Origin of the sequence: Spiroplasma endosymbiont of Colias croceus, assembly GCF_964020095.1 — a bacterium.
GTDB lineage: Bacteria > Bacillota_I > Bacilli_A > Mycoplasmatales > VBWQ01 > Spiroplasma_E.
In genome coordinates this window covers 699,488-725,434 of the sequence record NZ_OZ026536.1, presented here as the reverse complement: position 1 = coordinate 725,434, position 25,947 = coordinate 699,488, and the positions used below count along the sequence as shown (strand labels likewise).

The window sequence follows — 25,947 nt, the reverse complement described above, 5'->3', positions numbered from 1 at the left end:
TAGAAAGAGTGAGTTACAGATGGCTAAAAAGCAAAATATTAATAATAATGTTCCAATATCAAAAGCAGTAGATTTATTATTAGAAAATACTGAAGATTTAACAACAGTTTTTAAAGAGGGAGGATTGTATAAAGAATTAACAAAAAGATTAGTAGAAAAAATGTTGAATTCTGAGATGCAAAATTATTTGGGATATGAAAAGAATCAACATAGTAATAGTGACAATGCTCGTAAATGGTATAAGTTCAAAAAAAATAATAACTCAACAAGGTAAAATTGAGATTGATGTACCACGAGATCGCAATAGTAATTTTAATCCTATAATATTTGCAAAAAGACAAAGAAGATTTGATGGTTTTGATCAACAAGTTCTTTCTTTATATGCAAAAGGTATGACATTATCAGATATTAGAATGCAATTACAAGAGTTATATCATGGTGCTGATATTAGTGAAAGTGTTATTAGTCAAATTACTGATGATGTTATTGATGATGTAAAAGCATGACAAAATCGACCATTAGAAAGTGTCTATCCGATTGTTTATTTTGATTGCATAGTAGTGAAAGTACGACAAGATAAAAGGATTATTAATAAATCAGTTTATATAGCTTTAGGAGTTGATTTAAAAGGTAAAAAAGATGTTTTAGGTTTATGAATTAATGAAAATGAAGGTGCTAAATTTTGATTAGCAAATTTTGGAATGGCAACACTTTTTAGGACTATTTTTTGGTAAACATTTGTTGTTGATATTTAACTGGAGTTAAGTAGTTTAAAGTGCTGTGAATTCTTATATTGTTATATCAATTGATGTAATCAAATAATTCTAATTTTAATTGGATTAATGATGTAAAATTTTTATCATTAATAAATTCGGTTTTAAAAGTTTTAAAAGTTGCTTCAGCAACAGCATTATCATAAGGACAACCTTTTTTACTTAAAGAACGGTTAATATTGAATGCTAGTAAAAGTTTATCAATAATTTTATTGTTAAATTCATTACCGCGATCACTATGAAATATTTGAATATCTTTTAAACAGCGATTTGATTGCATAAATGCTTGATGTACTAATGATGCATCTTTTTTAACTCCAACACTATGTCCGATAATTTCGCGGTTAAATAGGTCTATTAATAGGCAAATATAGTTTCACCTACCATTAACTTGTACATAAGTTAAATCACTAACAATAACTTCATTTTTAATCCTATTCTTAAATTTTCTATTAACAAGATTAGTTATTTGACTATCGGGTAATGTTTAGTAATCTGTGTAACTTACAAAAATAACTATGTTTAATTAATTCTAGTAAATATAATTAAATGACTAGAAAGAGTGAGTTACAGATGGCTAAAAAGCAAAATATTAATAATAATGATCCAATATCAAAAGCAGTAGATTTATTATTAGAAAATACTGAAGATTTAACAACAGTTTTTAAAGAGGGAGGATTGTATAAAGAATTAACAAAAAGATTAGTAGAAAAAATGTTGAATTCTGAGATGCAAAATTATTTGGGATATGAAAAGAATCAACATAGTAATAGTGACAATGCTCGTAATGGTATAAGTTCAAAAAAAATAATAACTCAACAAGGTAAAATTGAGATTGATGTACCACGAGATCGCAATAGTAATTTTAATCCTATAATAGTTGCAAAAAGACAAAGAAGATTTGATGGTTTTGATCAACAAGTTCTTTCTTTATATGCAAAAGGTATGACATTATCAGATATTAGAATGCAATTACAAGAGTTATATCATGGTGCTGATATTAGTGAAAGTGTTATTAGTCAAATTACTGATGATGTTATTGATGATGTAAAAGCATGGCAAAATCGACCATTAGAAAGTGTCTATCCGATTGTTTATTTTGATTGCATAGTAGTGAAAGTACGACAAGATAAAAGGATTATTAATAAATCAGTTTATATAGCTTTAGGAGTTGATTTAGAAGGTAAAAAAGATGTTTTAGGTTTATGAATTAGTGAAAATGAAGGTGCTAAATTTTGATTAGCAAATTTAACAGAAATGAAAAATCGTGGCTTAAATGATATTCTGATTGCTTGTAGTGATAATTTAACAGGCATGTCAGAAGCAATACAATCAGTTTATCTTAAAACAGAACATCAATTATGCATAGTTCATCAAATTAGAAATAGTTTGAAATATGTCTCATATAAGCATAGAAAATCTCTAGTTGCAGATTTAAAACCAATTTATACTGCATGTAGTGAAGAACAAGCAATGCAGGCTTTAGAATCCTTTGAAAATAAGTGAAATAAACAATATCCTCAAATTGCTAAATCTTGATATAAAAATTGAGATAATTTAATGGTTTTTATTAATTATCCTACAGAAATCAAAAGAGTTATTTATACAACAAATGCTATTGAATCTGTAAATAGTCAATTACGAAAAGTTATCAGAAATAAAAAAGTTTTTCCTAATGATATGGCAGTTTTTAAAATATTTTATTTAGCAATTGAAAATATAACAAAAAAATGAACAATGCCCATTCAAAATTGAAATACAGCAATTGCTCATTTTATGATAAAATTTGAAGATAGAATTAATCTAAACTAGTACTTTGTAAAACAAAGATACACAGATTACATAAAAGCCTCGACTATCGTTAACTTTGTTATTATGATTTTTGAATGATAATTTAGTATATTTTGATATTAAATTATTTTCATTCATAATTTTTTTAATTTTTCTGCGCGATAAATAAATTTCTTGGTTTTCTAGAATTTTTTTTAATCTTCTAGTACCATAAACTTCTTTATTTTCTTTAAAACCACTAATAACAGCTTCATCATAAATATTATTTTTGATTTTATTTTCTTTTTTCTTTAAATTAAAATAATATGTTGATTTAGATATTTTTAAAAAACGACACATTGTGCGAATTTTATATTTAGCTTTATTTTTGACAATAATTTCTATTTTCTGCCTATTATTAGTGCTGCTTGCTTTAAAATATCATTTTCCATTCGTAATTGCTTTAATTCTTTTCTTAATTTAATTAATTCAATTTCTTCAAAAGAACGATTATCTTTAGTTTTAAAACTTCCTGAATTACTAAATTGCTTAATTCAATTGTAAGTAGCTGCTCTTGTAACATTATATTCTTTAGCAAGGCAAGATACTGATTTGCCACTTTGATATAAAGCTACTATTTGTTTTTTAAATTCATCGGTATATGAGTTAATATTGGCCATAATTATAGTTCCTTTCTTTTAACAAATTTGTTTACTTGTCTACGTAATTAGTGTCCAATAAATTGTAACCCATCCATTTGACTTTTTTATTGGTTTAGATTTAGGAATTAATATTTTACTTTTTGTTTTAGTAATTGTTTATGAATTATTTAGTTTAATTGATTTTTTTAAAAAAAAAGAAAAAAAGGAAGTGTTAAATAATGGATTTTAAAGAAATTATAAAATATGCGTTATATATTGGTGGTTTTTGTTTAATTCTTTGGTTTTGTAGAAATTGAATACGTGAGGGTATAGAAAAATATAAACATAGAAAACATATAAAGGAGAATGATAGTGAACCGGATTGTACTTTTTGTCGTAAAGATTTTGAAAAGAAGAAACGTAAATTAGAAATGGAAAAACAACAAAGAGAATTAGAAAAAGGGGGTGATTAATATGCCCGCTGGACTATCAGCATTATTAACCATGATAGGTGGTGTTGGACAACAATTATTAAGGTAATGTTTAGTAATCTGTGTAACTTACAAAAATAACTATAGACATATTCCGTAATTAAATTTTTTAAAAGTCAATTAATAATTTTAAAATTTATTTTATAATTTTGTTATTAACAATAAATTTAGAAAAGTGTTGATAAAAATGATTTTTGAAAATTTAAAAAAATTAAAAAATGAAGAATTTTATAGATATTTTGGTATAAAACGTTTTCATTTTAATGAAATGTTAGAAAAATTAATTGAAATAGAAAAATTAGAAAAAAATAAAGGTCGAAAAAATAAACTTTCAGTAGAAGAAAGATTAATGATGACTTTATTATACTGAAAAGAATATTATACTTTTTTTCAAATGAGTATTAAATCTAAAATGAGCCCATCAAGTTGTTTTCGAAATATTACTTGAGTAGAAAATAAACTTAGTAACCACAAAGATTACCAATTTTTAAAAGAAAGATATAAATTAAAAATTGATAAAAAACAAGAAAATTCAAATGAATTTCAATTTTATTTAATTGATTCAACTGAGATTGAAATTGAAAGACCAACTAAAAAAAACTACAGTTAGAATATTTTTCTGGTAAAAGTTGAATGTATTCTATAAAATTTCAAATTGTATATGATTTTTTTAATAAAAAAATTGTTGATATTTTTGCTGATAATGGTAAAGTGCATGATTTTCAAATATTAAAAAATTCAAATCTTGAATTTTCAGAAAAAACAATAATTATTGGTGATTTAGGATATCAAGGTATACAAAATATTTATAAAAATACAATAATACCAATTAAAAGAACTAAAAATAAAAAATTAACTAAACAAGAAAGAAAATACAATAAGATTGTATCTAAAATTAGAATTAAAGTTGAACATGTCTTTGCTTGATTGAAAAGATTCAAAATTTTAGTAAATAAATGTAGAAAATCTAAATTTAGACTTATGTACTTAAGATTTAACTTACTTTGTGAAATTTTTAATAAAATAAAACCATTAAAATAAAAAAAATATTAAAAATATTTTTTTAAAATTTAAATTTTTATCGAGTTAATATAAAAATATTATTAACAATTTTTTGTTTAAAATGTAAACTCATTTTTTAAACTATTTTTTCAAAAAATATTTATTTCTATATTCAATAACACTAAATAGTTTTAAAACAATTTTATTGACAATTAATTAAATTTAATTACGGAATATGTCCTATGTTTAATTAATTCTAGTAAATATAATTAAATGACTAGAAAGAGTGAGTTACAGATGGCTAAAAAGCAAAATATTAATAATAATGATCCAATATCAAAAGCAGTAGATTTATTATTAGAAAATACTGAAGATTTAACAACAGTTTTTAAAGAGGGAGGATTGTATAAAGAATTAACAAAAAGATTAGTAGAAAAAATGTTGAATTCTGAGATGCAAAATTATTTAGGATATGATAAGAATCAACATAAGACTTATTCCATAATTGAAATTTTAAAAAGTCAAGTAGAAAATAAATGTGTGTAATGTTTTATATTATCAATATTTTAAGTAAATAGGTTTTTATTTTCTTATTTTGTAATATTAAGATATAATTAAAAAAGTAATATAAAAAAATAAAATTATTTTATAATTTAAAAAATAATTTTAACTATAATAATATAACATAATTATGAAATTATTAATTTACATTTCTAAATGGTTTTATTTTTTATAAATAAAATTTATATTTTAGATGTCTTTGTCATTCTTAATTGCTTTAATATCTTTTTTTAACTGTTCTTTTAAAAATTTAATATCATTCTCACTATTTTTTACTTTTTTTAATGCTTCAATTTTAACTTTAGTATCTTTTTTTAATGCTTGAATCTTATCATTTTTTTCAGATCTAATTAACAATTTGGCTCCAACTTTCTTTGTTAAAATGTGTAAACCCCTAAAAGGGTATTTTTTTAATAAAAGTTTTTCATCTTCAATTAATTCTTGATTGCGAGAAACAATAACAGTAGCTTGTAAACCACCAGAAATATTAACTGCAGTTCTGCCCATATCAAATAAACCATCTAAGGCACCAATAATACCATAAACAGCAGCATAATAGCTACCAAAAAAGACCACCTAAAACACCAGCTGTTACAACAGCAGCAGTTCCTGGTACTCCCGCAATTCCTAATGAAGCAACTAGTGTTACAATTAAGCCATTAATAAATAAAATAGCGATTGTTCAGTTGGGAAAATTACCAGGAAGGATAACAGTAAATCATAAGAAAGATAAAATAATTCCAGCTTGCACTCCAGCACAGCCACTTAAACCTATTGTTGTTGAAAGCGGCATTACTGTATCACTACCTTCTTCTTTCACTTTTAAATCTTCTTTTAAAGTATTCATAGCGATTGCTAAAGCGGCATTAGAAGACTGCGTTGTAAAACCAGCAATAATTGGTTTCTGTGCTTTTACTAATCAACGATAAGGATTAATACCAAATAAATATAATGATAATAAATGTCATAAGAAAATAATAAGTAGTGCTAAATAAGCAACTCCAATAATAATGCCAATATTAGCAAGTGCACCAATTGGTTGATTAATAATTGCTGTTGCTAGCATACTCATAACAGCAAATGGCATAATTTTAATAAACATCATTAATATTGAAATAATAATTTTTCACATTGTTTCTAAAGTGTTTCTTGCTTTGTCCATTCGTTCTTCATTATGCTTAGTTAGTTTTTTAATTGCAAATCCAATTAAAGCACCAAGGACAATAATTGGAATAATTAATGTTTGAGTAAAAACACCAATTAAGCTGCTAGGAACGTAACTAATGATAATTTCGGGAATTGTTTTGGCAGTAGTTTTATCGTAACTACCACCATCAGTTAAATTAAAACCTTGGCCAATTTTAAAAGCAATTCCTAGGCCAAAGGCAATAGTAAAAGCAATAGCCACATTTATTAATAAAATAGTAATACCAACTCCTGAAACTTTAGTTATTGTTTTTGAGTTACTATTTTTTTTACTAGTAATTCTAGCGATAGCTAAAAATACTAATGGAATAGTTAACATAGTAATACCAATAATAAAAATAGTTTTTAATAATTCAATTCAGTGTACAATTTCTGCAACTCAGGGTATATAGTCAGGATTAGGTTTTATTGGTGTTCCAGGTAAGTTAGGATAAGTAATGTTATGACTATTAAAACCAGTAATAGCTTGGATAGTAATACCAAAAATTAGTCCTAATCCCATTCCAGTAAAAATACGAATTGGAAATTTAGGTTTAGTTTTTTTAATAAAAATAGAAAGTGCTAGGATAATACTAAAAAAGACAATTATCCCGAGGCTTTTATGTAATCTGTGTATCTTTGTTTTACAAAGTACTAGTTTAGATTAATTCTATCTTCAAATTTTATCATAAAATGAGCAATTGCTGTATTTCAATTTTGAATGGGCATTGTTCATTTTTTTGTTATATTTTCAATTGCTAAATAAAATATTTTAAAAACTGCCATATCATTAGGAAAAACTTTTTTATTTCTGATAACTTTTCGTAATTGACTATTTACAGATTCAATAGCATTTGTTGTATAAATAACTCTTTTGATTTCTGTAGGATAACTAATAAAAACCATTAAATTATCTCAATTTTTATATCAAGATTTAGCAATTTGAGGATATTGTTTATTTCACTTATTTTCAAAGGATTCTAAAGCCTGCATTGCTTGTTCTTCACTACATGCAGTATAAATTGGTTTTAAATCTGCAACTAGAGATTTTCTATGCTTATATGAGACATATTTCAAACTATTTCTAATTTGATGAACTATGCATAATTGATGTTCTGTTTTAAGATAAACTGATTGTATTGCTTCTGACATGCCTGTTAAATTATCACTGCAGGCAATAAGAATATCATTTAAGCCACGATTTTTCATTTCTGTTAAATTTGCTAATCAAAATTTAGCACCTTCATTTTCACTAATTCATAAACCTAAAACATCTTTTTTACCTTCTAAATCAACTCCTAAAGCTATATAAACTGATTTATTAATAATCCTTTTATCTTGTCGTACTTTCACTACTATGCAATCAAAATAAACAATCGGATAGACACTTTCTAATGGTCGATTTTGCCATGCTTTTACATCATCAATAACATCATCAGTAATTTGACTAATAACACTTTCACTAATATCAGCACCATGATATAACTCTTGTAATTGCATTCTAATATCTGATAATGTCATACCTTTTGCATATAAAGAAAGAACTTGTTGATCAAAACCATCAAATCTTCTTTGTCTTTTTGCAACTATTATAGGATTAAAATTACTATTGCGATCTCGTGGTACATCAATCTCAATTTTACCTTGTTGAGTTATTATTTTTTTTGAACTTATACCATTACGAGCATTGTCACTATTACTATGTTGATTCTTTTCATATCCCAAATAATTTTGCATCTCAGAATTCAACATTTTTTCTACTAATCTTTTTGTTAATTCTTTATACAATCCTCCCTCTTTAAAAACTGTTGTTAAATCTTCAGTATTTTCTAATAATAAATCTACTGCTTTTGATATTGGATCATTATTATTAATATTTTGCTTTTTAGCCATCTGTAACTCACTCTTTCTAGTCATTTAATTATATTTACTAGAATTAATTAAACATAGTTATTTTTGTAAGTTACACAGATTACTAAACATTACCATTATCCCGATTAGACTTTGTCAGTGTGAAATACCAACAAAGTCTCTTAATAAGTTAATATTGTCACTACTAAGAGTTGTCATAGTTGCTACCTCATTCTTTTTATTTTTTATAGGTTATGACGATGTTACTTTTCTGCTTGCTATATGAATAATATCACTAGTACGAGCAAAAGAAGGTGAATAAACTAAATCTAAATTTTGTAAATCACGGATGTCCATTTTATTTCAAATGGCAGTAGCAAGAGCATTAATTCTTAATGTGGCATGATTATAACCTGCCATTTGTGCTGCCAGTAATTGGAAATTTGTTTTATCATAAAATAGTTTTAAGTATAAAGGACGAGATTGTTTTAAGTATCTTGGTAGATCATAATCTTTAATATAAACACTACCAATTTTATTTTTATCAATCGTATCAAAACTACCAGTTTTTGTTATTTCTAAATTACCAACACGTAAAATACTTGACCCTAAAGTTCCTGGATATTTATGTTCTGGGTTTTTAATATTATCAGCAATAATACGTGCCATTTTATTAGCATTAGTTGCCAAGGGAACATATATTGATGATTTATCAAATTGACTATATATTTGTGCACAATCACCACCACTATACATATTTGAAAACTTTTTTGTAACATTTTCTTTAGAAGGAATTTGACAGAATTCGTTAATAATAATTGCTTTATTTTTGTTTAATTCAATATTGCTATTTTGTAAAAATTCGTATTTGGTTCAAAACCAACTGCTAGTATTACTAAATCACAAGGTATTGTTTTTCCATTTTTTTTATCATTTACACTTCTTAAACGCAAATCATTAACATTATTATGAGTCATCATTAGTTCTTCAACTTGATAGTTTAGTAAAATAGTGACATTGTTTTTTGATTTAGTTTTATGATTAATATTTTTTTTGGTTAGTTCATCATAAATTAATTGACTAAATTCTTTATCAACAACGTCTGCCATTAATCGATCTTTCATTTCAACGATTGTGACATCTTTTTTTTGTTTTAAGCACGCTTCTGCCATTTCCATGCCAATAAATCCACCACCAATAATAACTATTTTTTTAGCATTTTTCATTGCTTTTTTTAGATTTATGGCATCTTCTTTAGTAAAAACATTATAAACATTATGTGGTAAAATACCATGACTAAAAGGTGGCGGAATTTTTGGTTTGGCTCCTGTTGCAATAACTAAGGCATGATAAGATACAACTTTTGCTTTAGTTTTATCGTCTATTGTTTTTTTGACATGAATTTCTTGTTTTGCTGTATCGACTTTAATAACATTTTGATTTAAATGAATTTTAATTTTATTTTTATTATTAGTTTTTTCTGAAAAATCTTTTTTTGTACGGTCATTTAAAAGTTTTTTATCTTTAAATTCATTAGCAATATAATAAGGAATACCACAAGCACCAAGTGAAATATAGTTTTTTTCTTGATAAACATGGATATCAAAGTTTTTATCACTATTTTTTTCACTACGTAATAATTTACTCGCAACTCCCATCCCAGTCGCACCAGCACCAATAATAATAACTTTAATTTTCATTTTTATCATCGCTCCACTCTCATTAATTATAATAGACTTCTTGCAAAACTATGATATTAATCACATTTTTTAAGTTTAAAAATTTATTTTAATAACACTTTTAATATTTTTTAAAAATTATTGTTCAAAATATGTTTTATTTTTTGTCATTAAAATACAACAAAAATTATTATTTCAAATAAAAAAATAAAATATTAAATTATCAAATATATTTAAATTAATAATTGTAAATTATAAATTGAAGCTATTAAATTAAATCTTAATGCAAATTTTTTTCTTCTATTTCGATATTTTTCACTAATAATTTTAAATTTTTTAAGAATCGCAAAAACATGTTCAATAACAACTCTCATTTTTGAAATAGCCTTATTATTTTTCTTTTCTTCTTTAGTTAAAGGGTTTTTCTTTGATTTTCGTTTAGGTAATAAGACATTTTTATGTATGTTTTGTATACCTTGATATCCTAAATCTACTAAAATAGTTGTTTCTGATAAAAATTTCGTTTTTGAATTTTTTAAAATTTTAAAATCATGATTTTTACCATAAGAAAAATAAGAACTTATAATTTTTTTACTATCTTTTTCAATTATGACTTGAGTTTTTATTGTATGTTTTTTCTTTTTTCCTGAATAATATTGTTTTTGACTTTTTTTGGGCGTTGAATAGTACTTTCAGTCACATCAATGATAACTGTTTTATCTTTAAAATTATTATTTAACAGTAATTTTTGCCCATCAAGTTGTTGAAAATCAGGATGTTTTATTAAAGTATTTTCTATTCACTTGATATTCCTATAGCAACTACTTTCACTAATTCCATAACTTTTAGCAATATGAAAATAAGTTCGATACTCTCTTCAATATTCTAAAGTCATTAATAAACGATTTTCTAATGATAATTTATTAGGTGTACCACCATTTTTAAACTTTTTTACTTCTTCTGTCTTTAAAATTTCTAGAATTTTATTAAAAATAATATCATTTATACCAGTTAATCTTAAGACATATTGCGTAATTAAATTTTTTAAAAGTCAATTAATAATTTTAAAATTTATTTTATAATTTTGTTATTAACAATAAATTTAGAAAAGTGTTGATAAAAATGATTTTTGAAAATTTAAAAAAATTAAAAAATGAAGAATTTTATAGATATTTTGGTATAAAACGTTTTCATTTTAATGAAATGTTAGAAAAATTAATTGAAATAGAAAAATTAGAAAAAAATAAAGGTCGAAAAAATAAACTTTCAGTAGAAGAAAGATTAATGATGACTTTATTATACTGAAAAGAATATTATACTTTTTTTCAAATGAGTATTAAATCTAAAATGAGCCCATCAAGTTGTTTTCGAAATATTACTTGAGTAGAAAATAAACTTAGTAACCACAAAGATTACCAATTTTTAAAAGAAAGATATAAATTAAAAATTGATAAAAAACAAGAAAATTCAAATGAATTTCAATTTTATTTAATTGATTCAACTGAGATTGAAATTGAAAGACCAACTAAAAAAACTACAGTTAGAATATTTTTCTGGTAAAAGTTGAATGTATTCTATAAAATTTCAAATTGTATATGATTTTTTTAATAAAAAAATTGTTGATATTTTTGCTGATAATGGTAAAGTGCATGATTTTCAAATATTAAAAAATTCAAATCTTGAATTTTCAGAAAAAACAATAATTATTGGTGATTTAGGATATCAAGGTATACAAAATATTTATAAAAATACAATAATACCAATTAAAAGAACTAAAAATAAAAAATTAACTAAACAAGAAAGAAAATACAATAAGATTGTATCTAAAATTAGAATTAAAGTTGAACATGTCTTTGCTTGATTGAAAAGATTCAAAATTTTAGTAAATAAATGTAGAAAATCTAAATTTAGACTTATGTACTTAAGATTTAACTTACTTTGTGAAATTTTTAATAAAATAAAACCATTAAAATAAAAAAAATATTAAAAATATTTTTTTAAAATTTAAATTTTTATCGAGTTAATATAAAAATATTATTAACAATTTTTTGTTTAAAATGTAAACTCATTTTTTAAACTATTTTTTCAAAAAATATTTATTTCTATATTCAATAACACTAAATAGTTTTAAAACAATTTTATTGACAATTAATTAAATTTAATTACGGAATATGTCCTATATTCAATAACACTAAATAGTTTTAAAACAATTTTATTGACAATTAATTAAATTTAATTACGGAATATGTCCATAGTAATAGTGACAATGCTCGTAATGGTATAAGTTCAAAAAAAATAATAACTCAACAAGGTAAAATTGAGATTGATGTACCACGATCGCAATAGTAATTTTAATCCTATAATAGTTGCAAAAAGACAAAGAAGATTTGATGGTTTTGATCAACAAGTTCTTTCTTTATATGCAAAAGGTATGACATTATCAGATATTAGAATGCAATTACAAGAGTTATATCATGGTGCTGATATTAGTGAAAGTGTTATTAGTCAAATTACTGATGATGTTATTGATGATGTAAAAGCATGGCAAAATCGACCATTAGAAAGTGTCTATCCGATTGTTTATTTTGATTGCATAGTAGTGAAAGTACGACAAGATAAAAGGATTATTAATAAATCAGTTTATATAGCTTTAGGAGTTGATTTAGAAGGTAAAAAAGATGTTTTAGGTTTATGAATTAGTGAAAATGAAGGTGCTAAATTTTGATTAGCAAATTTAACAGAAATGAAAAATCGTGGCTTAAATGATATTCTTATTGCCTGCAGTGATAATTTAACAGGCATGTCAGAAGCAATACAATCAGTTTATCTTAAAACAGAACATCAATTATGCATAGTTCATCAAATTAGAAATAGTTTGAAATATGTCTCATATAAGCATAGAAAATCTCTAGTTGCAGATTTAAAACCAATTTATACTGCATGTAGTGAAGAACAAGCAATGCAGGCTTTAGAATCCTTTGAAAATAAGTGAAATAAACAATATCCTCAAATTGCTAAATCTTGATATAAAAATTGAGATAATTTAATGGTTTTTATTAGTTATCCTACAGAAATCAAAAGAGTGATTTATACAACAAATGCTATTGAATCTGTAAATAGTCAATTACAAAAAGTTATCAGAAATAAAAAAGTTTTTCCTAATGATATGGCAGTTTTTAAAATATTTTATTTAGCAATTGAAAATATAACAAAAAAATGAACAATGCCCATTCAAAATTGAAATACAGCAATTGCTCATTTTATGATAAAATTTGAAGATAGAATTAATCTAAACTAGTACTTTGGACATATTCCGTAATTAAATTTAATTAATTGTCAATAAAATTGTTTTAAAACTATTTAGTGTTATTGAATATAGAAATAAATATTTTTTGAAAAAATAGTTTAAAAAATGAGTTTACATTTTAAACAAAAAATTGTTAATAATATTTTTATATTAACTCGATAAAAATTTAAATTTTAAAAAAATATTTTTAATATTTTTTTTATTTTAATGGTTTTATTTTATTAAAAATTTCACAAAGTAAGTTAAATCTTAAGTACATAAGTCTAAATTTAGATTTTCTACATTTATTTACTAAAATTTTGAATCTTTTCAATCAAGCAAAGACATGTTCAACTTTAATTCTAATTTTAGATACAATCTTATTGTATTTTCTTTCTTGTTTAGTTAATTTTTTATTTTTAGTTCTTTTAATTGGTATTATTGTATTTTTATAAATATTTTGTATACCTTGATATCCTAAATCACCAATAATTATTGTTTTTTCTGAAAATTCAAGATTTGAATTTTTTAATATTTGAAAATCATGCACTTTACCATTATCAGCAAAAATATCAACAATTTTTTTATTAAAAAAATCATATACAATTTGAAATTTTATAGAATACATTCAACTTTTACCAGAAAAATATTCTAACTGTAGTTTTTTTTAGTTGGTCTTTCAATTTCAATCTCAGTTGAATCAATTAAATAAAATTGAAATTCATTTGAATTTTCTTGTTTTTTATCAATTTTTAATTTATATCTTTCTTTTAAAAATTGGTAATCTTTGTGGTTACTAAGTTTATTTTCTACTCAAGTAATATTTCGAAAACAACTTGATGGGCTCATTTTAGATTTAATACTCATTTGAAAAAAAAGTATAATATTCTTTTCAGTATAATAAAGTCATCATTAATCTTTCTTCTACTGAAAGTTTATTTTTTCGACCTTTATTTTTTTCTAATTTTTCTATTTCAATTAATTTTTCTAACATTTCATTAAAATGAAAACGTTTTATACCAAAATATCTATAAAATTCTTCATTTTTTAATTTTTTTAAATTTTCAAAAATCATTTTTATCAACACTTTTCTAAATTTATTGTTAATAACAAAATTATAAAATAAATTTTAAAATTATTAATTGACTTTTAAAAAATTTAATTACGGAATATGTCTTTTGTAAAACAAAGATACACAGATTACATAAAAGCCTCATTATTAAATGCTTTTACTTATATTTTTGGTTGAGTATTTACAACTGGCGATGGTGGAACACTTACACATTGACCGGTGTTAATTTCAATTGTATTTATGGTTCTTGTATTTATTAAGCAGTTTGTTGGTCATATTATCCATGGAACTCATTAGTAATTAGAAAGGAGTAAGCAAATGGTAAAGTTATTTTTTAGTTTGGTTTTTGTTTTACCTTTATTAGGTAGACTTTTGCCGGTTGTTAATACTTTGGTACAAACTATTTATATGCAGTATTTAAGTTCTTTTGCTGGATTACATACTGTGACACTTTTTATTAAGTCGTTTTTTTATGATAGTTTATACACTTTACCTTTGCCTATTCTTGCTTTAATAAATGTTAGTTTTGTATTTTATTTAATTTTAGGATTATTTAGATTTACAAGACATTAGGATGTGAAATTATGTTTATACCTTTTATTACAACTGTTATGCAATTATTTGCTTCAATTGTTATGAAGTTTTTTAGTTTTCCACTTGGTGATTTAGGTTTTAATTTAGGTACTTTAATCATATTTTTGATTTTGCTTAGATTTGCATTTAGGGTTATTTTACCCGAATTAATGTTACCAACATTAGGTTTAGGTTATGGTGTTAAAAAAATTGCTAAGTCTTCTGTTTTAGTTGGTAAAACAATTGCCAAGGGTCATAAACAAACACAAGATGTTAGTGGAATAAATGTAGGTAAATAATTATGTCTGATTTTGTTTTTAGTATATTGCATTTTATTTTTATATTTTCTAGTAAAGATATTCAAATATTTTTAAATCAACCAAATATTACTGATGAAGTTTATATTTTGTTTAATTTGACTTTTTGGTTGGTATTAGGTGTATTTTTTAATTTTATTTATCGTAGTATTAAATTTGTTTTTAGGTCATTGTTTGGGTAGGTGTTAATTATGAGTGTTTTAGAAATTTACAATAAAATACATCAATGTATAGTTGATTATTGAACTATGTTTATAGGTAATCCAGTTGATGATTTTACTACTATTTTATGAAATTTAGTAGTTTATGGTACACAGTTTTTTATTGGATTTGTTTTGTTTTATGGTTCATGGTGAATTTTAAAATGTTTATTTGGTAAATAATTATGTGATTTAAATTTGCTAAATTATTTTTTGTTGTAAATAGTTCTGTTCAAGCACCAACTAGTTTAATTGCTTCAAATGACCCTAATGTTGTTAATTATGATATTACAAAAGAAATGGTTAAACATGTTAAATATCATGATTTTGATGATTGAGCAACAATACCATGAAATTCTGCTTATTTTGATGTTGACCAACCGGATTTAAAATTAGTGAGTGGTGAATTTATAGGTAATAATGAAGGTTTATATACGTGTTATTATTATAGTGATACAGTTGGTGTTCCATCACAAATGATAGATATGGGAACTGGTGTTTATACTTTTAATAGAAAACAATTAGATGAATTTTCACGTATTATGTTTAATCATAATTATGTTGCAAAGAATAATACTAATAATTTAAATTTTGTTAATACTGGTAAAAAAATTATAAATTTTCAAACACAGTTAAATTTTGAAATTGATAAACCTTTAAGTTTTTATATTCAAGGTTTTATGTTTTATTTTGAATATGAATATTTTAAAACTTTTACTGCTAATTTTGTTTTTAGTTTTTTAGATAATGTTGGTGATACAAAATATGTTTTTAAAGGTAAAGTTGATAATGATATTTATCAAGAAGATTTATATAATTTTGTTACTATGCCTATTCGTGTTCCAAATTTAAGACATTTAACAGTATTTTTTGATGTTCATGGTGAATCAACTAGACCAACTTTTTCACCACAGTTAAATTTTGGTCAAATTAATATTTTTTCAAGTGAGAAAGTAACACCAGTTCCACCAAATAGTCCTTTTAACCGTGAGTATGAGCGTGTTAGTTGATATGATGTTTTTGGACATTTACGTAATGCTTTTAGATGAGTACTTTATGGTGTTGTTGGTAAAGTTTTACCAGTTGAACCTTTAAGAGAATTTTTTACTAAACTTGACGGATTATTAAGACGTATTTTTGATGATACTATTAGTTCTGTTTTAAATGTTGATTTTACTAGTGATTTAGAGCAAGTTTTAACTTTATGAGTGTTTTTAAAAGCAGTAGGATTTTTAGTTGGTTAGGAGTTGAAATAATGCCTTGATATGGTTATTTACTTTTAGGAGTTATATTATTAATAATACTTTATCCATTTTTAATAACTAGAAAAAATATAAAGATATTACAACGTGTAGGTAGTTATATTATTTCAGCACCACCACGTACTGGTAAATCCGCTCTTGCTTGTTGTTTAGCACAAAAACATAAAGGTAGAGTAGTAAGTCCTATTCCTATTAAAGTTCGTAATGAATATAGTTATCGTTGTTCTTATGATGATGTTTTTAAATTTAATCAATTAAATAGTAATTATGCTTTTAAAGAGTGTGATATGGTTGTTTTAGATGAGTTAGGTTTGAAAATTAATAGTAATGATTTATCACCCGAATTTAAAGAAACACAAGAAAGTTTAGGAATGTTTTGTAAGTTAATAGGTCATAATTTTAATGGAATTATGTATATGATTGAGCAACACCCCGATAGAATACCAAAGCAAGGACGTGAAAAAGTGGAATATATTGTTCAAGTTAAAAGAATGCGTATTTTGTTATTTTTAGTTAAATTTAAACTTAATATTTATACTAATGTTGATGATTATAATAAAATTGTTTTATCTAAAAGACAAACTAAGAAAATTATTAAAAGAGGTGGTTTTCTACCGAGTTATAGTGGTGAAACTATGACTTTTAGTTTATGATTTCCTAGGTCTTATTTACAAAGATATAATAGTCGTGCTTTAAATTATATTCATTCGTTAAAGAATGAATTAAGTAGTGTTAAAGACTATAAACAGTCACAAGCATTAGATTTTACTGTTAATGATATTAAAGCAGTAGGATTAGATAAGTTGGATAATATATTACAGACTGAAAAGAAAGAAACTGAAAATACTGTATGTCGTGCTTGTTATTATAGAAATAAATATTCTAAGAAAAATAAGAAAGATGTTAAAATAGAGTAAATCTATATTATTGGTCGGTGCCAACCAGAACCTTGGTTGGTTGGCCGTGGCGTTTACGCCACTGGGGTGAGTTGCGAAGCAACGAGGGGCAAAGCCCCTATAACTTGATAAATGTATATACCTAATATAGCTATTTTTCTATATTAGGATTTTTATTAAATTAAATATCCAAATAAAAAAGGAAAAATAAAATGTTAAAAAAAATATATAAAGAAATATTTTCAACTATGTTAGTAATTGATAATAAAGATAATAAATTTTGTTTTAAAATAAATATAATTAAAACTTCTAATAAAATTAGACAAAAATACAATATTAAAAAAGAAATAATCAATGACTTATTATTACCATATAAAAATGTTACTAGTTATTCTACTGAATTATTTCCACTACACTATTTATTAGAAAATATTAGCAAAGGCATTATTGTTCAAAATATGTTTTATTTTTTGTCATTAAAATACAACAAAAATTATTATTTCAAATAAAAAAATAAAATATTAAATTATCAAATATATTTAAATTAATAATTGTAAATTATAAATTGAAGCTATTAAATTAAATCTTAATGCAAATTTTTTTCTTCTATTTCGATATTTTTCACTAATAATTTTAAATTTTTTAAGAATCGCAAAAACATGTTCAATAACAACTCTCATTTTTGAAATAGCCTTATTATTTTTCTTTTCTTCTTTAGTTAAAGGGTTTTTCTTTGATTTTCCTTTAGGTAATAAGACATTTTTATGTATGTTTTGTATACCTTGATATCCTAAATCTACTAAAATAGTTGTTTCTGATAAAAATTTCGTTTTTGAATTTTTTAAAATTTTAAAATCATGATTTTTACCATAAGAAAAATAAGAACTTATAATTTTTTTACTATCTTTTTCAATTATGACTTGAGTTTTTATTGTATGTTTTTTCTTTTTTCCTGAATAATATTGTTTTTGACTTTTTTTGGGCGTTGAATAGTACTTTCAGTCACATCAATGATAACTGTTTTATCTTTAAAATTATTATTTAACAGTGATTTTTGCCCATCAAGTTGTTGAAAATCAGGATGTTTTATTAAAGTATTTTCTATTCACTTGATATTCCTATAGCAACTACTTTCACTAATTCCATAACTTTTAGCAATATGAAAATAAGTTCGATACTCTCTTCAATATTTTAAAGTCATTAATAAACGATTTTCTAATGATAATTTATTAGGTGTACCACCATTTTTAAACTTTTTTACTTCTTCTGTCTTTAAAATTTCTAGAATTTTATTAAAAATAATATCATTTATACCAGTTAATCTTAATAATTCTGGATTGTTAATAGTTTTTAATTTATCAAACATCATAGATTACCTATCTTTTTTATTTTTAATTTTTATTTTAAAAATTAAATTTTTAATAGATAGGTTTTGCAAGAAGTCTAAGAACCTGTTTAAAATCTTTTAGAAAATAAAGTAAAATCATTATATACTTTAAAAGTAAGAGGTGTATATGATTAAAAATTATCCAAGTAATGTTAGTAAAGAGCAATTTGAAAACATAAGATTAATTTTAGAAAATAGCAAAAAGAAAACAAAACCAAGAAGTTTAGATTTATATGAAGTGTTTTGTGCGGTTTTATATGTATTAAAAAGTGGTTGTCAATGAAGAATGTTACCAAAAGATTTTCCAAAATGACAAATTGTATATTATTATTTTCAAGTTTGAAGTAAAAATAATGGCAAAGAACCTAGTGTATTGCAACTAATTTTAAAAAAAATCAGTTATAAAAATTCGAGTCAATAATGGTAGAAAAGAACAAACTAGTTTTTGCATAATTGATTCACAAAGTGTTAAAAATACAGATACTACTAAAAATAAAGGTTATGATGCTGGTAAAAAAATTTCAGGAATAAAACGTCATATTGCTGTTGATTCTCAAGGTTTACCACATGCAATTTACATAACTACAGCTGAAAAAACAGATCGTAATAGCGCTATAATAATGATTCAAAATGAAAAAGAAAATCTTTCTGCAGTTCAAAAAATAATAGTAGATGCTGGTTATAGTGGTGAAAAATTTGCTTCTAAAATAAAAGAAATTATAAACGCAAATGTTGAATTTGTAAAACGTAATGAACTACATACTTTTGTAGTATTACCAAAAAGATGAGTTGTAGAACGAAGTTTTGCATGATTAGAAAAATGTAGAAGATTATGAAAAAATTGTGAAAGAAAATTAAATACTAGTTTACAAATGGTTATTCTTTCATTTATTTCAATTTTATTAAAAAGATTTTAAACAGGTTCTAATAAATAAAATAGAAAAAATCTATAAAAAATATCAAGATTTTGACCATGATTTTCAAAAAAGATTCTTTTATTTAGAAGTTGCCTATAATATTACAACACCTACAAGCCAATTAGAAAAGAATTTACAAAAACATGGACTTCAATCATTTAAAAATATTTTGATAAATCAAGGAACTAAACCAATTAAAGAAATTTTTAATATTCAAAATAATAAAATATTAACAACAGATATAAATAAATTAGATAATAGCTTATTACCAGTAAATAATTGTAATAATAAAAGTTTCTCTATTATATAATTCCGCTATATTTTTTAACGGGCGCACAACTAATATGATGAATATCACAAATACCATAATTTTGTAATGCTATCTGATGATTTTTTGTATAATACCCTTTATGATTTTTAAACCCATAATTAGGATATTGAGTATCATAATCAATCATAATTTTATCTCTTACTACTTTAGCAATAATCGAAGCGCTAGCAATATTAAGTGATTTTTGATCACCTTTAACTATTGCTTCAACTTTTCCTAGAAAATTAGGAAATTGCGGTTTTTCAAAATCAACTAAACACACATCAGGTACTATTTTTAATTTATTAAATGCTTCTATCATTGCTAAAATACTAGTCTGCTTAGGATTATGAATATTAACAAATTGATGACTTTTAATACTAACAGCAACTGTTAGTGTATTATCAATTATAATTTGATACATTGCTATTCGTTGTTTTGCTGATAATTGTTTTGAATCTTTAATTAAAGGATGATTAAAGTTTGGTTTAAGAATAACGCTTGCAACAACAATTGGTCCTGCAATAGCTCCCCTTCCCACTTCATCAAAACCAGCAATTAATGTTCCTGATGAATAATTATCAATTTCGTATCGTAAACTACTTTTCATGTTTTAAAATCTTAGGTGGTATTTCAAATGAAATTAATCCTAGTTTCCCTACTTGTAAATGATTAATAAATAAATTCATGGCACGATGAGTATTATCTTCATCATTAGCCAATTTTAAATGATATTTTTGTGCTAATTTCTTAAAATAAAGAAATAATGTTTCATCATTAATATTTTTAATTTCAAAATTAATATTATAATATTTTACTAATCTTTCATAATAATTTTCAAGTAAAAATGTTAAAGCAAAATTAGCCATTTCTTCTAAAAATAAATGTTTAACAGGAATTGCTTTAATTAAAGCTAAAATCATTACTACTTTTTGATCATTCATTTTTGGTGGTAAAATACCAGGACTATCTAACAAATCAATCGTTGGATTTAATTTAATTCATTGTTGACCTCTAGTAACACCAGGTATATTAGCAGTTTGTGTTACTTTACGTTGTAATAAATTATTGATAAATGTTGATTTACCCGTATTTGGTAATCCCATAATTAATACCTTAATTTTTGGATTAACAATACCTTTTGGCAATTCTTTTTCCATTTGTGGTTCCATTAATTTAGTAATTAAATTTAACAACTGCGGTTTCATTTTTGTAGTTAATGATTTTGCCAATAAAACAGAAAAACCTTGACTTTCAAAAAAAGTAACTCATTCTTTAGTAAAATTATCATCTGCTAAATCAACTTTGTTAAGAACAATAATTCTTATTTTTTTCTCTAATAAACGATCTAATAAAGTACTTTTTGTTGCTAATGGTGCTCGTGCATCTAAAACTTCAATTGCAACATCAATAATTGGTAACTTAGTTTCAATTGCTTTAATGGCTTTCATCATATGACCAGGGAATCAATGAATTTGATTATGGGTACTTTCATTAGGCATTTTTTTAACTCCTTTAATACATTTTATTATTATTTTATATCAATTTAGAAAACCACCATTGATTTTAATAACGGTGGTTTAATTATTATTTAACGGGTTTTACTGTTTTAATTTCTTTAATTCTAGCAGCTTTACCGCTTAATTTACGTAAGTAGAAAATACGTGCTCTTCTTACTTTACCCTTACGAATAACGTTAATTTTATCAATTAATGGTGAATGTAAAGCAAATGTTTTTTCGACACCTTTACCACCAAAAGTTTTACGAACAATAACATTTTGCGTAATTCCTGAACCTTTGCGAGCAATAACTACTCCTTCAAACATTTGAATACGTTCTTTTTTATCTTCTTTAATTTTAGAAAAAACTTGGATTGTATCTCCAGATTTAAAATTAGGAAGATTATGATTTAGTTGACTTTCGCTAACTAATTTAATAATTGCATTTTGCATGTTTTATTTCTCCTTTCGTTTATTTTTTTTAACTGAAGATTTATATTCTTTAATTATTATTTTATCTTTTGCAGATAATTGATATTTTTTAAATAAATCAATTCTTTTTTTATAAGTATTAATTAATGCTTGTTGATGACGATATTCTGCTATCTTTTCATGGTGACCACCAATTAAAACTTCTGGAACTTTCATACCTAGTACTTCTTCTGGTCTTGTATATGTTGGATAATCCAATAATGAGTTATTAAAAGAATCATTAAGATAAGATTGATGTTGAATAACATTAGGAATTAACCTAGTAATACAATCAATAATAACCATTGCTGGTAATTCACCACCAGTTAATACATAATCACCAATTGAAATCTCTTCATCAATATAAGACATAATGCGTTCATCAATACCTTCGTAATGACCACAAACTAAAATATAATTAATATTTTTTTGACTATATTTATAAGCTAATTGTTGATTTCATTGTTGACCTTGTGGACTAAGTAAAATTGTTTTAGCCTCAGGATATTTAATTTTTACGCTATTAATAGCATTAATTACTGGCATTGCTTGTAAAACCATACCATTGCCACCACCATAAGGAGCATCATCAACTTGTTGGTGTTTATTATTAGCAAAACTTCTAATATCAATAATATCAATGCTAATTTGTTTTTTAGTAATAGCTCGTTTGATGATTGATGTTTGCATAAAATCATTAAAAGCATTGGGAAATAAAGTTATAATTGTGAATTGGTTTTTAGTCATTATTAATTAATCCTTCAATAATATTAAAATAAACTTTTTGTTCTTCTTTATTAATTTTATTAATAAATACTTTATTATTAGGAATAAAAAAGGTTTTTTTATTAGTCATTTTTATTTCTCATAAACCTTGATGATTATTATCTAAGAAAGCAATAACTTTTCCTAAAAAAGCATTATTATTAGCATCAAATGCTTCATAATTTAGAATATCTTCATAAAATCAAGGTAAGTTGTCATTAATTATTTCTTCAGTATTAATAACTAAATTTTTATTTTTCATACCTTCTACTAACTCAATAGTATTATAATTTTCAAATGTTAATAATAAAAACTGCTTATGATTTCTTACTCTTGAAATAATTAAAGGTGTTAGTTGTTTAGTTTCTTCTAAATAAACTGTTGTTTTTTCTTTTCATGAAAATTTATTACCATAATAATTACATAAAACCTTAACTTCACCAATAAGACCATGAGTATTAACAATAGTACCTAACTCTAAATATTTCATCTTAAAACTCATTAATTACTAATTTAATAGTATTGTTTTCTAAATATGCTTTGCTTTCAATAATTGTTGATAATGCACGAATAGTATTTCCTTTTTTACCAATCAATACTGATATTAATGATTTTGGTACCATTAATATTAAATCATAGTGATTTTTTTCTACTAATTCGCGAATCTCAACTTCACAAATTTTATCAAGTAAAATTGGTTCAATTAAACGTTCTAACAATGTTACATACATATTAATTAATCACTTGTAGCATATTTTAATATTAAGTAGCGGGTGCTTCTTCTTTTTTAATAGAATCAGTAGTAGCAGTTTTTTTATTTTTTACAGTAACTTTTTTTGTTATTTTTTTAGGTTTGCTACTTTTTCTCTCTTGTCTTAAATTATGAAATTTAGTCATAATTCCTTCTGCTGATAATAAACTACGAACAGTTTCTGTTGGTTGAGCACCATTTGATAAAAATTTTAATGCTTTTACTTCATCAATAGTTACTTGTTTTTCTTTGCTTGTTGGATTATAAGTACCTAATTTATCAATATATCTACCATTAAGTTTTGTTCTTGCATCAATCGCAACAATTCTGTAACTAGGTTGCACTGATTTACTTTTTCCTGTTGGTATTAAGCGTAATTTAACCATAAATTACCTCCTTCTATTAATTTGTGGCAAATAAACCTTTTTAATAATATCTTATTCACATAATGATGTCAAGTTAAAATACTTAACAGATAAAAAGATTTTAAAATAATAATTTCTTTATTTTTACTAAGTTACATATTTTTTCTAAATAAATAAGTTTTTCTATTAAAAACACTTACTGATGTAAGTATTTAAATAATTTATTTATTAATATTTAATTATTAAAATTAACAATTATTTTAATAACTATATTTATCTATTTACATTTTTGGCAAAATTGGTTTACTAAAAATACTGGTTGATTGAGAACTTACATCATCATCATTAATAAATGGATTTAATTTTTCTGGATAAGAAGATTCTTCACTATCGCTACTTGCATTTGAATCAAAACCACTATCTTGTGAACAAAATGAACTTCTTTTTTTACTTAGTACTTCAATTGCTTCCTCTGCAATTTCACATTCAGGTTCATTATTAGCTTTTTCACTGAGCATTTTTTTAAATTCTTCTTCTAAAATGTCAACTTCTGCAAGAACACTAGTTATTTCAAACATATTTTTCTTTAGTTTTTCAATCAAAATAGTAGTTTTTTCTTGTTTTAGTTTTTCATTTTCTAATTCTTTCCCTTTTATCAATTCTTCATTATTAATTTTATAATTTTCTAATTCTTCTTGTTGAACTGTTATTTTTTTATTTCAATCTCAAAAACCAAAAGTAATAATTTTTAAAAAATTATTTTTTCATTTAGTAATTTTTTTATTAGACTTCTTGCAAAACCTATCTATTAAAAATTTAATTTTTAAAATAAAATTAAAAATAAAAAAGATAGGTAATCTATGATGTTTGATAAATTAAAAACTATTAACAATCCAGAATTATTAAGATTAACTGGTATAAATGATATTATTTTTAATAAAATTCTAAAAATTTTAAAGACAGAAGAAGTAAAAAAGTTTAAAAATGGTGGTACACCTAATAAATTATCATTAGAAAATCGTTTATTAATGACTTTAGAATATTGAAGAGAGTATCGAACTTATTTTCATATTGCTAAAAGTTATGGAATTAGTGAAAGTAGTTGCTATAGGAATATCAAGTGAATAGAAAATACTTTAATAAAACATCCTGATTTTCAACAACTTGATGGGCAAAAATCACTGTTAAATAATAATTTTAAAGATAAAACAGTTATCATTGATGTGACTGAAAGTACTATTCAACGCCCAAAAAAAGTCAAAAACAATATTATTCAGGAAAAAAGAAAAAACATACAATAAAAACTCAAGTCATAATTGAAAAAGATAGTAAAAAAATTATAAGTTCTTATTTTTCTTATGGTAAAAATCATGATTTTAAAATTTTAAAAAATTCAAAAACGAAATTTTTATCAGAAACAACTATTTTAGTAGATTTAGGATATCAAGGTATACAAAACATACATAAAAATGTCTTATTACCTAAACGAAAATCAAAGAAAAACCCTTTAACTAAAGAAGAAAAGAAAAATAATAAGGCTATTTCAAAAATGAGAGTTGTTATTGAACATGTTTTTGCGATTCTTAAAAAATTTAAAATTATTAGTGAAAAATATCGAAATAGAAGAAAAAAATTTGCATTAAGATTTAATTTAATAGCTTCAATTTATAATTTACAATTATTAATTTAAATATATTTGATAATTTAATATTTTATTTTTTTATTTGAAATAATAATTTTTGTTGTATTTTAATGACAAAAAATAAAACATATTTTGAACAATAATTTTTAAAAAATATTAAAAGTGTTATTAAAATAAATTTTTAAACTTAAAAAATGTGATTAATATCATAGTTTTGCAAGAAGTCTATTGGATCATTATTATTAATATTTTGCTTTTTAGCCATCTGTAACTCACTCTT

Annotated in this window: 33 protein-coding genes and 4 pseudogenes; 16 read left to right on the top strand and 21 right to left on the bottom strand. The window is 23.6% G+C overall.

What is annotated here, in order from left to right; translation table 4 throughout:
* Positions 1–19: 19 nt before the first annotated feature.
* Positions 20–698 (top strand): annotated as a pseudogene (locus AACL24_RS04585) (IS256 family transposase); the annotation flags it as partial.
* A 22-nt stretch (positions 699–720) separates the two neighbouring features.
* On the opposite strand, the pseudogene AACL24_RS04580 reads toward AACL24_RS04585, so the two are convergent.
* Positions 721–1,260, bottom strand: a pseudogene (locus tag AACL24_RS04580) (IS3 family transposase); the annotation flags it as partial.
* A gap of 86 nt (positions 1,261–1,346) precedes the next feature.
* Here AACL24_RS04580 and AACL24_RS04575 point away from each other — a divergent pair.
* Positions 1,347–2,585 (top strand): IS256 family transposase, encoded by a 1,239-nt coding sequence (locus AACL24_RS04575; protein ID WP_339049369.1) that lies wholly within the window; start codon positions 1,347–1,349, stop codon positions 2,583–2,585.
* On the opposite strand, the gene AACL24_RS04570 is transcribed toward AACL24_RS04575, so the two are convergent.
* A complete protein-coding gene (locus tag AACL24_RS04570; protein ID WP_339048992.1) occupies positions 2,577–2,903 on the bottom strand; it encodes an IS3 family transposase in 327 nt (108 codons plus the stop codon). The two genes, AACL24_RS04575 and AACL24_RS04570, sit on opposite strands and share 9 nt — an antisense overlap.
* Positions 2,904–2,944: 41 nt before the next feature.
* Positions 2,945–3,223 carry a transposase gene (locus AACL24_RS04565; protein ID WP_339048990.1) on the bottom strand — a complete coding sequence of 93 codons (279 nt, stop codon included), beginning with the start codon at positions 3,221–3,223 and terminating at the stop codon, positions 2,945–2,947.
* A gap of 200 nt (positions 3,224–3,423) precedes the next feature.
* On the opposite strand from AACL24_RS04565, the gene AACL24_RS04560 reads away from it, so the two are divergent.
* From AACL24_RS04560 to AACL24_RS04545, 4 genes and pseudogenes are all read left to right on the top strand, one after another.
* Positions 3,424–3,657, top strand: a complete 234-nt coding sequence (locus AACL24_RS04560; RefSeq protein ID WP_339048988.1) for a hypothetical protein — start codon at positions 3,424–3,426, stop codon at positions 3,655–3,657.
* A gap of 205 nt (positions 3,658–3,862) precedes the next feature.
* Positions 3,863–4,285 carry a transposase family protein gene (locus AACL24_RS04555; RefSeq protein WP_339045912.1) on the top strand — a complete coding sequence of 141 codons (423 nt, stop codon included), beginning with the start codon at positions 3,863–3,865 and terminating at the stop codon, positions 4,283–4,285.
* 23 nt (positions 4,286–4,308) lie between these two features.
* Complete coding sequence (locus tag AACL24_RS04550) at positions 4,309–4,716, top strand: transposase family protein (protein WP_339045908.1); 408 nt, start codon at positions 4,309–4,311, stop codon at positions 4,714–4,716.
* A 258-nt stretch (positions 4,717–4,974) separates the two neighbouring features.
* Positions 4,975–5,163: pseudogene (locus AACL24_RS04545) on the top strand (IS256 family transposase); the annotation flags it as partial.
* Between the two features lie 264 nt (positions 5,164–5,427).
* Here AACL24_RS04545 and AACL24_RS04540 read toward each other — a convergent pair.
* From AACL24_RS04540 to AACL24_RS04515, 6 genes are all read right to left on the bottom strand, one after another.
* Positions 5,428–5,814, bottom strand: a complete 387-nt coding sequence (locus AACL24_RS04540) for a hypothetical protein (protein WP_339048984.1) — start codon at positions 5,812–5,814, stop codon at positions 5,428–5,430.
* A complete protein-coding gene (locus AACL24_RS04535; RefSeq protein WP_339048982.1) occupies positions 5,798–6,946 on the bottom strand; it encodes a cation:dicarboxylate symporter family transporter in 1,149 nt (382 codons plus the stop codon). Before AACL24_RS04535 ends, AACL24_RS04540 begins: the two co-directional genes overlap by 17 nt.
* 131 nt (positions 6,947–7,077) lie before the next feature.
* A complete protein-coding gene (locus tag AACL24_RS04530; protein ID WP_339046650.1) occupies positions 7,078–8,316 on the bottom strand; it encodes an IS256 family transposase in 1,239 nt (412 codons plus the stop codon).
* A 210-nt stretch (positions 8,317–8,526) separates the two neighbouring features.
* Positions 8,527–9,030, bottom strand: a complete 504-nt coding sequence (locus tag AACL24_RS04525; protein ID WP_339048422.1) for a hypothetical protein — start codon at positions 9,028–9,030, stop codon at positions 8,527–8,529.
* A 77-nt stretch (positions 9,031–9,107) separates the two neighbouring features.
* Entirely contained in the window at positions 9,108–9,983 is an 876-nt protein-coding gene (locus AACL24_RS04520; protein WP_339048980.1) for an NAD(P)/FAD-dependent oxidoreductase, read from the bottom strand.
* A 203-nt stretch (positions 9,984–10,186) separates the two neighbouring features.
* Positions 10,187–11,016 (bottom strand): IS5 family transposase gene (locus tag AACL24_RS04515; protein ID WP_339049386.1). Its coding sequence is split into 2 segments (ribosomal slippage): positions 10,187–10,620 and positions 10,620–11,016, totalling 831 coding nucleotides; the frame shifts between segments, so codons are not numbered across the junction.
* Between the two features lie 59 nt (positions 11,017–11,075).
* Between AACL24_RS04515 and AACL24_RS04510 the strand changes: the two genes are divergently transcribed.
* From AACL24_RS04510 to AACL24_RS04500, 3 genes and pseudogenes are all read left to right on the top strand, one after another.
* Positions 11,076–11,513 carry a transposase family protein gene (locus tag AACL24_RS04510; protein ID WP_339046404.1) on the top strand — a complete coding sequence of 146 codons (438 nt, stop codon included), beginning with the start codon at positions 11,076–11,078 and terminating at the stop codon, positions 11,511–11,513.
* Positions 11,514–11,520: 7 nt separating this feature from the next.
* Positions 11,521–11,928, top strand: a complete 408-nt coding sequence (locus AACL24_RS04505; protein WP_339045908.1) for a transposase family protein — start codon at positions 11,521–11,523, stop codon at positions 11,926–11,928.
* Positions 11,929–12,206: 278 nt separating this feature from the next.
* Positions 12,207–13,251 (top strand): annotated as a pseudogene (locus AACL24_RS04500) (IS256 family transposase); the annotation flags it as partial.
* A 208-nt stretch (positions 13,252–13,459) separates the two neighbouring features.
* On the opposite strand, the gene AACL24_RS04495 reads toward AACL24_RS04500, so the two are convergent.
* The 3 genes from AACL24_RS04495 to AACL24_RS04485 are packed head-to-tail and all read right to left on the bottom strand — an operon-like array spanning position 13,460 to position 14,314.
* On the bottom strand, positions 13,460–13,867 hold the full coding sequence (locus tag AACL24_RS04495) for a transposase family protein (protein WP_339045908.1): 408 nt from the start codon (positions 13,865–13,867) through the stop codon (positions 13,460–13,462).
* 23 nt (positions 13,868–13,890) lie between these two features.
* The gene (locus AACL24_RS04490) at positions 13,891–14,106 is read right to left on the bottom strand and encodes a hypothetical protein (RefSeq protein WP_339047170.1); all 216 of its coding nucleotides are present in this window, start codon (positions 14,104–14,106) and stop codon (positions 13,891–13,893) included.
* Positions 14,096–14,314: a hypothetical protein gene (locus AACL24_RS04485; RefSeq protein WP_339046964.1), complete on the bottom strand. Its 219-nt coding sequence runs from the start codon at positions 14,312–14,314 to the stop codon at positions 14,096–14,098. The genes AACL24_RS04490 and AACL24_RS04485 overlap by 11 nt, the downstream gene beginning before the upstream one ends.
* Positions 14,315–14,895: 581 nt before the next feature.
* Here AACL24_RS04485 and AACL24_RS04480 point away from each other — a divergent pair.
* The 5 genes from AACL24_RS04480 (at position 14,896) to AACL24_RS04460 (ending at position 18,068) form a co-directional block, all read left to right on the top strand.
* Positions 14,896–15,183 (top strand): hypothetical protein, encoded by a 288-nt coding sequence (locus AACL24_RS04480; protein WP_339048976.1) that lies wholly within the window; start codon positions 14,896–14,898, stop codon positions 15,181–15,183.
* A 209-nt stretch (positions 15,184–15,392) separates the two neighbouring features.
* Positions 15,393–15,584: a hypothetical protein gene (locus AACL24_RS04475; protein WP_174479934.1), complete on the top strand. Its 192-nt coding sequence runs from the start codon at positions 15,393–15,395 to the stop codon at positions 15,582–15,584.
* Positions 15,585–15,586: 2 nt separating this feature from the next.
* Entirely contained in the window at positions 15,587–16,645 is a 1,059-nt protein-coding gene (locus tag AACL24_RS04470; protein WP_339048974.1) for a hypothetical protein, read from the top strand.
* A gap of 11 nt (positions 16,646–16,656) precedes the next feature.
* The gene (locus AACL24_RS04465) at positions 16,657–17,580 is read left to right on the top strand and encodes a hypothetical protein (protein WP_339048972.1); all 924 of its coding nucleotides are present in this window, start codon (positions 16,657–16,659) and stop codon (positions 17,578–17,580) included.
* A 191-nt stretch (positions 17,581–17,771) separates the two neighbouring features.
* The gene (locus AACL24_RS04460; protein ID WP_339048970.1) at positions 17,772–18,068 is read left to right on the top strand and encodes a hypothetical protein; all 297 of its coding nucleotides are present in this window, start codon (positions 17,772–17,774) and stop codon (positions 18,066–18,068) included.
* 30 nt (positions 18,069–18,098) lie between these two features.
* Here AACL24_RS04460 and AACL24_RS04455 read toward each other — a convergent pair.
* Positions 18,099–18,928 (bottom strand): IS5 family transposase gene (locus AACL24_RS04455; protein WP_339048968.1). Its coding sequence is split into 2 segments (ribosomal slippage): positions 18,099–18,532 and positions 18,532–18,928, totalling 831 coding nucleotides; the frame shifts between segments, so codons are not numbered across the junction.
* A 145-nt stretch (positions 18,929–19,073) separates the two neighbouring features.
* Here AACL24_RS04455 and AACL24_RS04450 point away from each other — a divergent pair.
* A protein-coding gene (locus AACL24_RS04450) for an IS5 family transposase (RefSeq protein ID WP_339048966.1) occupies positions 19,074–19,863 on the top strand; the annotation gives its coding sequence in 2 pieces (ribosomal slippage) (positions 19,074–19,343 and positions 19,345–19,863; 789 coding nt in all).
* Positions 19,864–20,165: 302 nt separating this feature from the next.
* Here the strand turns inward: AACL24_RS04450 and AACL24_RS04445 are convergent.
* The 8 genes from AACL24_RS04445 to AACL24_RS04410 form a co-directional block, all read right to left on the bottom strand.
* On the bottom strand, positions 20,166–20,783 hold the full coding sequence (locus tag AACL24_RS04445; protein ID WP_339048964.1) for a ribonuclease HII: 618 nt from the start codon (positions 20,781–20,783) through the stop codon (positions 20,166–20,168).
* On the bottom strand, positions 20,773–21,675 hold the full coding sequence (gene ylqF / locus AACL24_RS04440) for a ribosome biogenesis GTPase YlqF (protein WP_339048962.1): 903 nt from the start codon (positions 21,673–21,675) through the stop codon (positions 20,773–20,775). The genes AACL24_RS04445 and ylqF overlap by 11 nt, the downstream gene beginning before the upstream one ends.
* Positions 21,676–21,760: 85 nt before the next feature.
* Positions 21,761–22,126 carry a 50S ribosomal protein L19 gene (gene rplS, locus AACL24_RS04435; RefSeq protein ID WP_339048959.1) on the bottom strand — a complete coding sequence of 122 codons (366 nt, stop codon included), beginning with the start codon at positions 22,124–22,126 and terminating at the stop codon, positions 21,761–21,763.
* Between the two features lie 3 nt (positions 22,127–22,129).
* Entirely contained in the window at positions 22,130–22,891 is a 762-nt protein-coding gene (gene trmD / locus AACL24_RS04430; protein WP_339048957.1) for a tRNA (guanosine(37)-N1)-methyltransferase TrmD, read from the bottom strand.
* Entirely contained in the window at positions 22,884–23,399 is a 516-nt protein-coding gene (gene rimM / locus AACL24_RS04425; protein ID WP_252319423.1) for a ribosome maturation factor RimM, read from the bottom strand. Before rimM ends, trmD begins: the two co-directional genes overlap by 8 nt.
* A 1-nt stretch (position 23,400) precedes the next feature.
* A complete protein-coding gene (locus AACL24_RS04420; protein WP_174481612.1) occupies positions 23,401–23,640 on the bottom strand; it encodes a KH domain-containing protein in 240 nt (79 codons plus the stop codon).
* 31 nt (positions 23,641–23,671) lie between these two features.
* Positions 23,672–24,046: a 30S ribosomal protein S16 gene (gene rpsP, locus AACL24_RS04415; RefSeq protein WP_308699597.1), complete on the bottom strand. Its 375-nt coding sequence runs from the start codon at positions 24,044–24,046 to the stop codon at positions 23,672–23,674.
* Between the two features lie 260 nt (positions 24,047–24,306).
* Positions 24,307–24,684 carry a hypothetical protein gene (locus AACL24_RS04410; RefSeq protein ID WP_339048955.1) on the bottom strand — a complete coding sequence of 126 codons (378 nt, stop codon included), beginning with the start codon at positions 24,682–24,684 and terminating at the stop codon, positions 24,307–24,309.
* A 201-nt stretch (positions 24,685–24,885) separates the two neighbouring features.
* Here AACL24_RS04410 and AACL24_RS04405 point away from each other — a divergent pair.
* Positions 24,886–25,715 (top strand): IS5 family transposase gene (locus AACL24_RS04405; protein WP_339046819.1). Its coding sequence is split into 2 segments (ribosomal slippage): positions 24,886–25,282 and positions 25,282–25,715, totalling 831 coding nucleotides; the frame shifts between segments, so codons are not numbered across the junction.
* Positions 25,716–25,947: the final 232 nt, after the last annotated feature.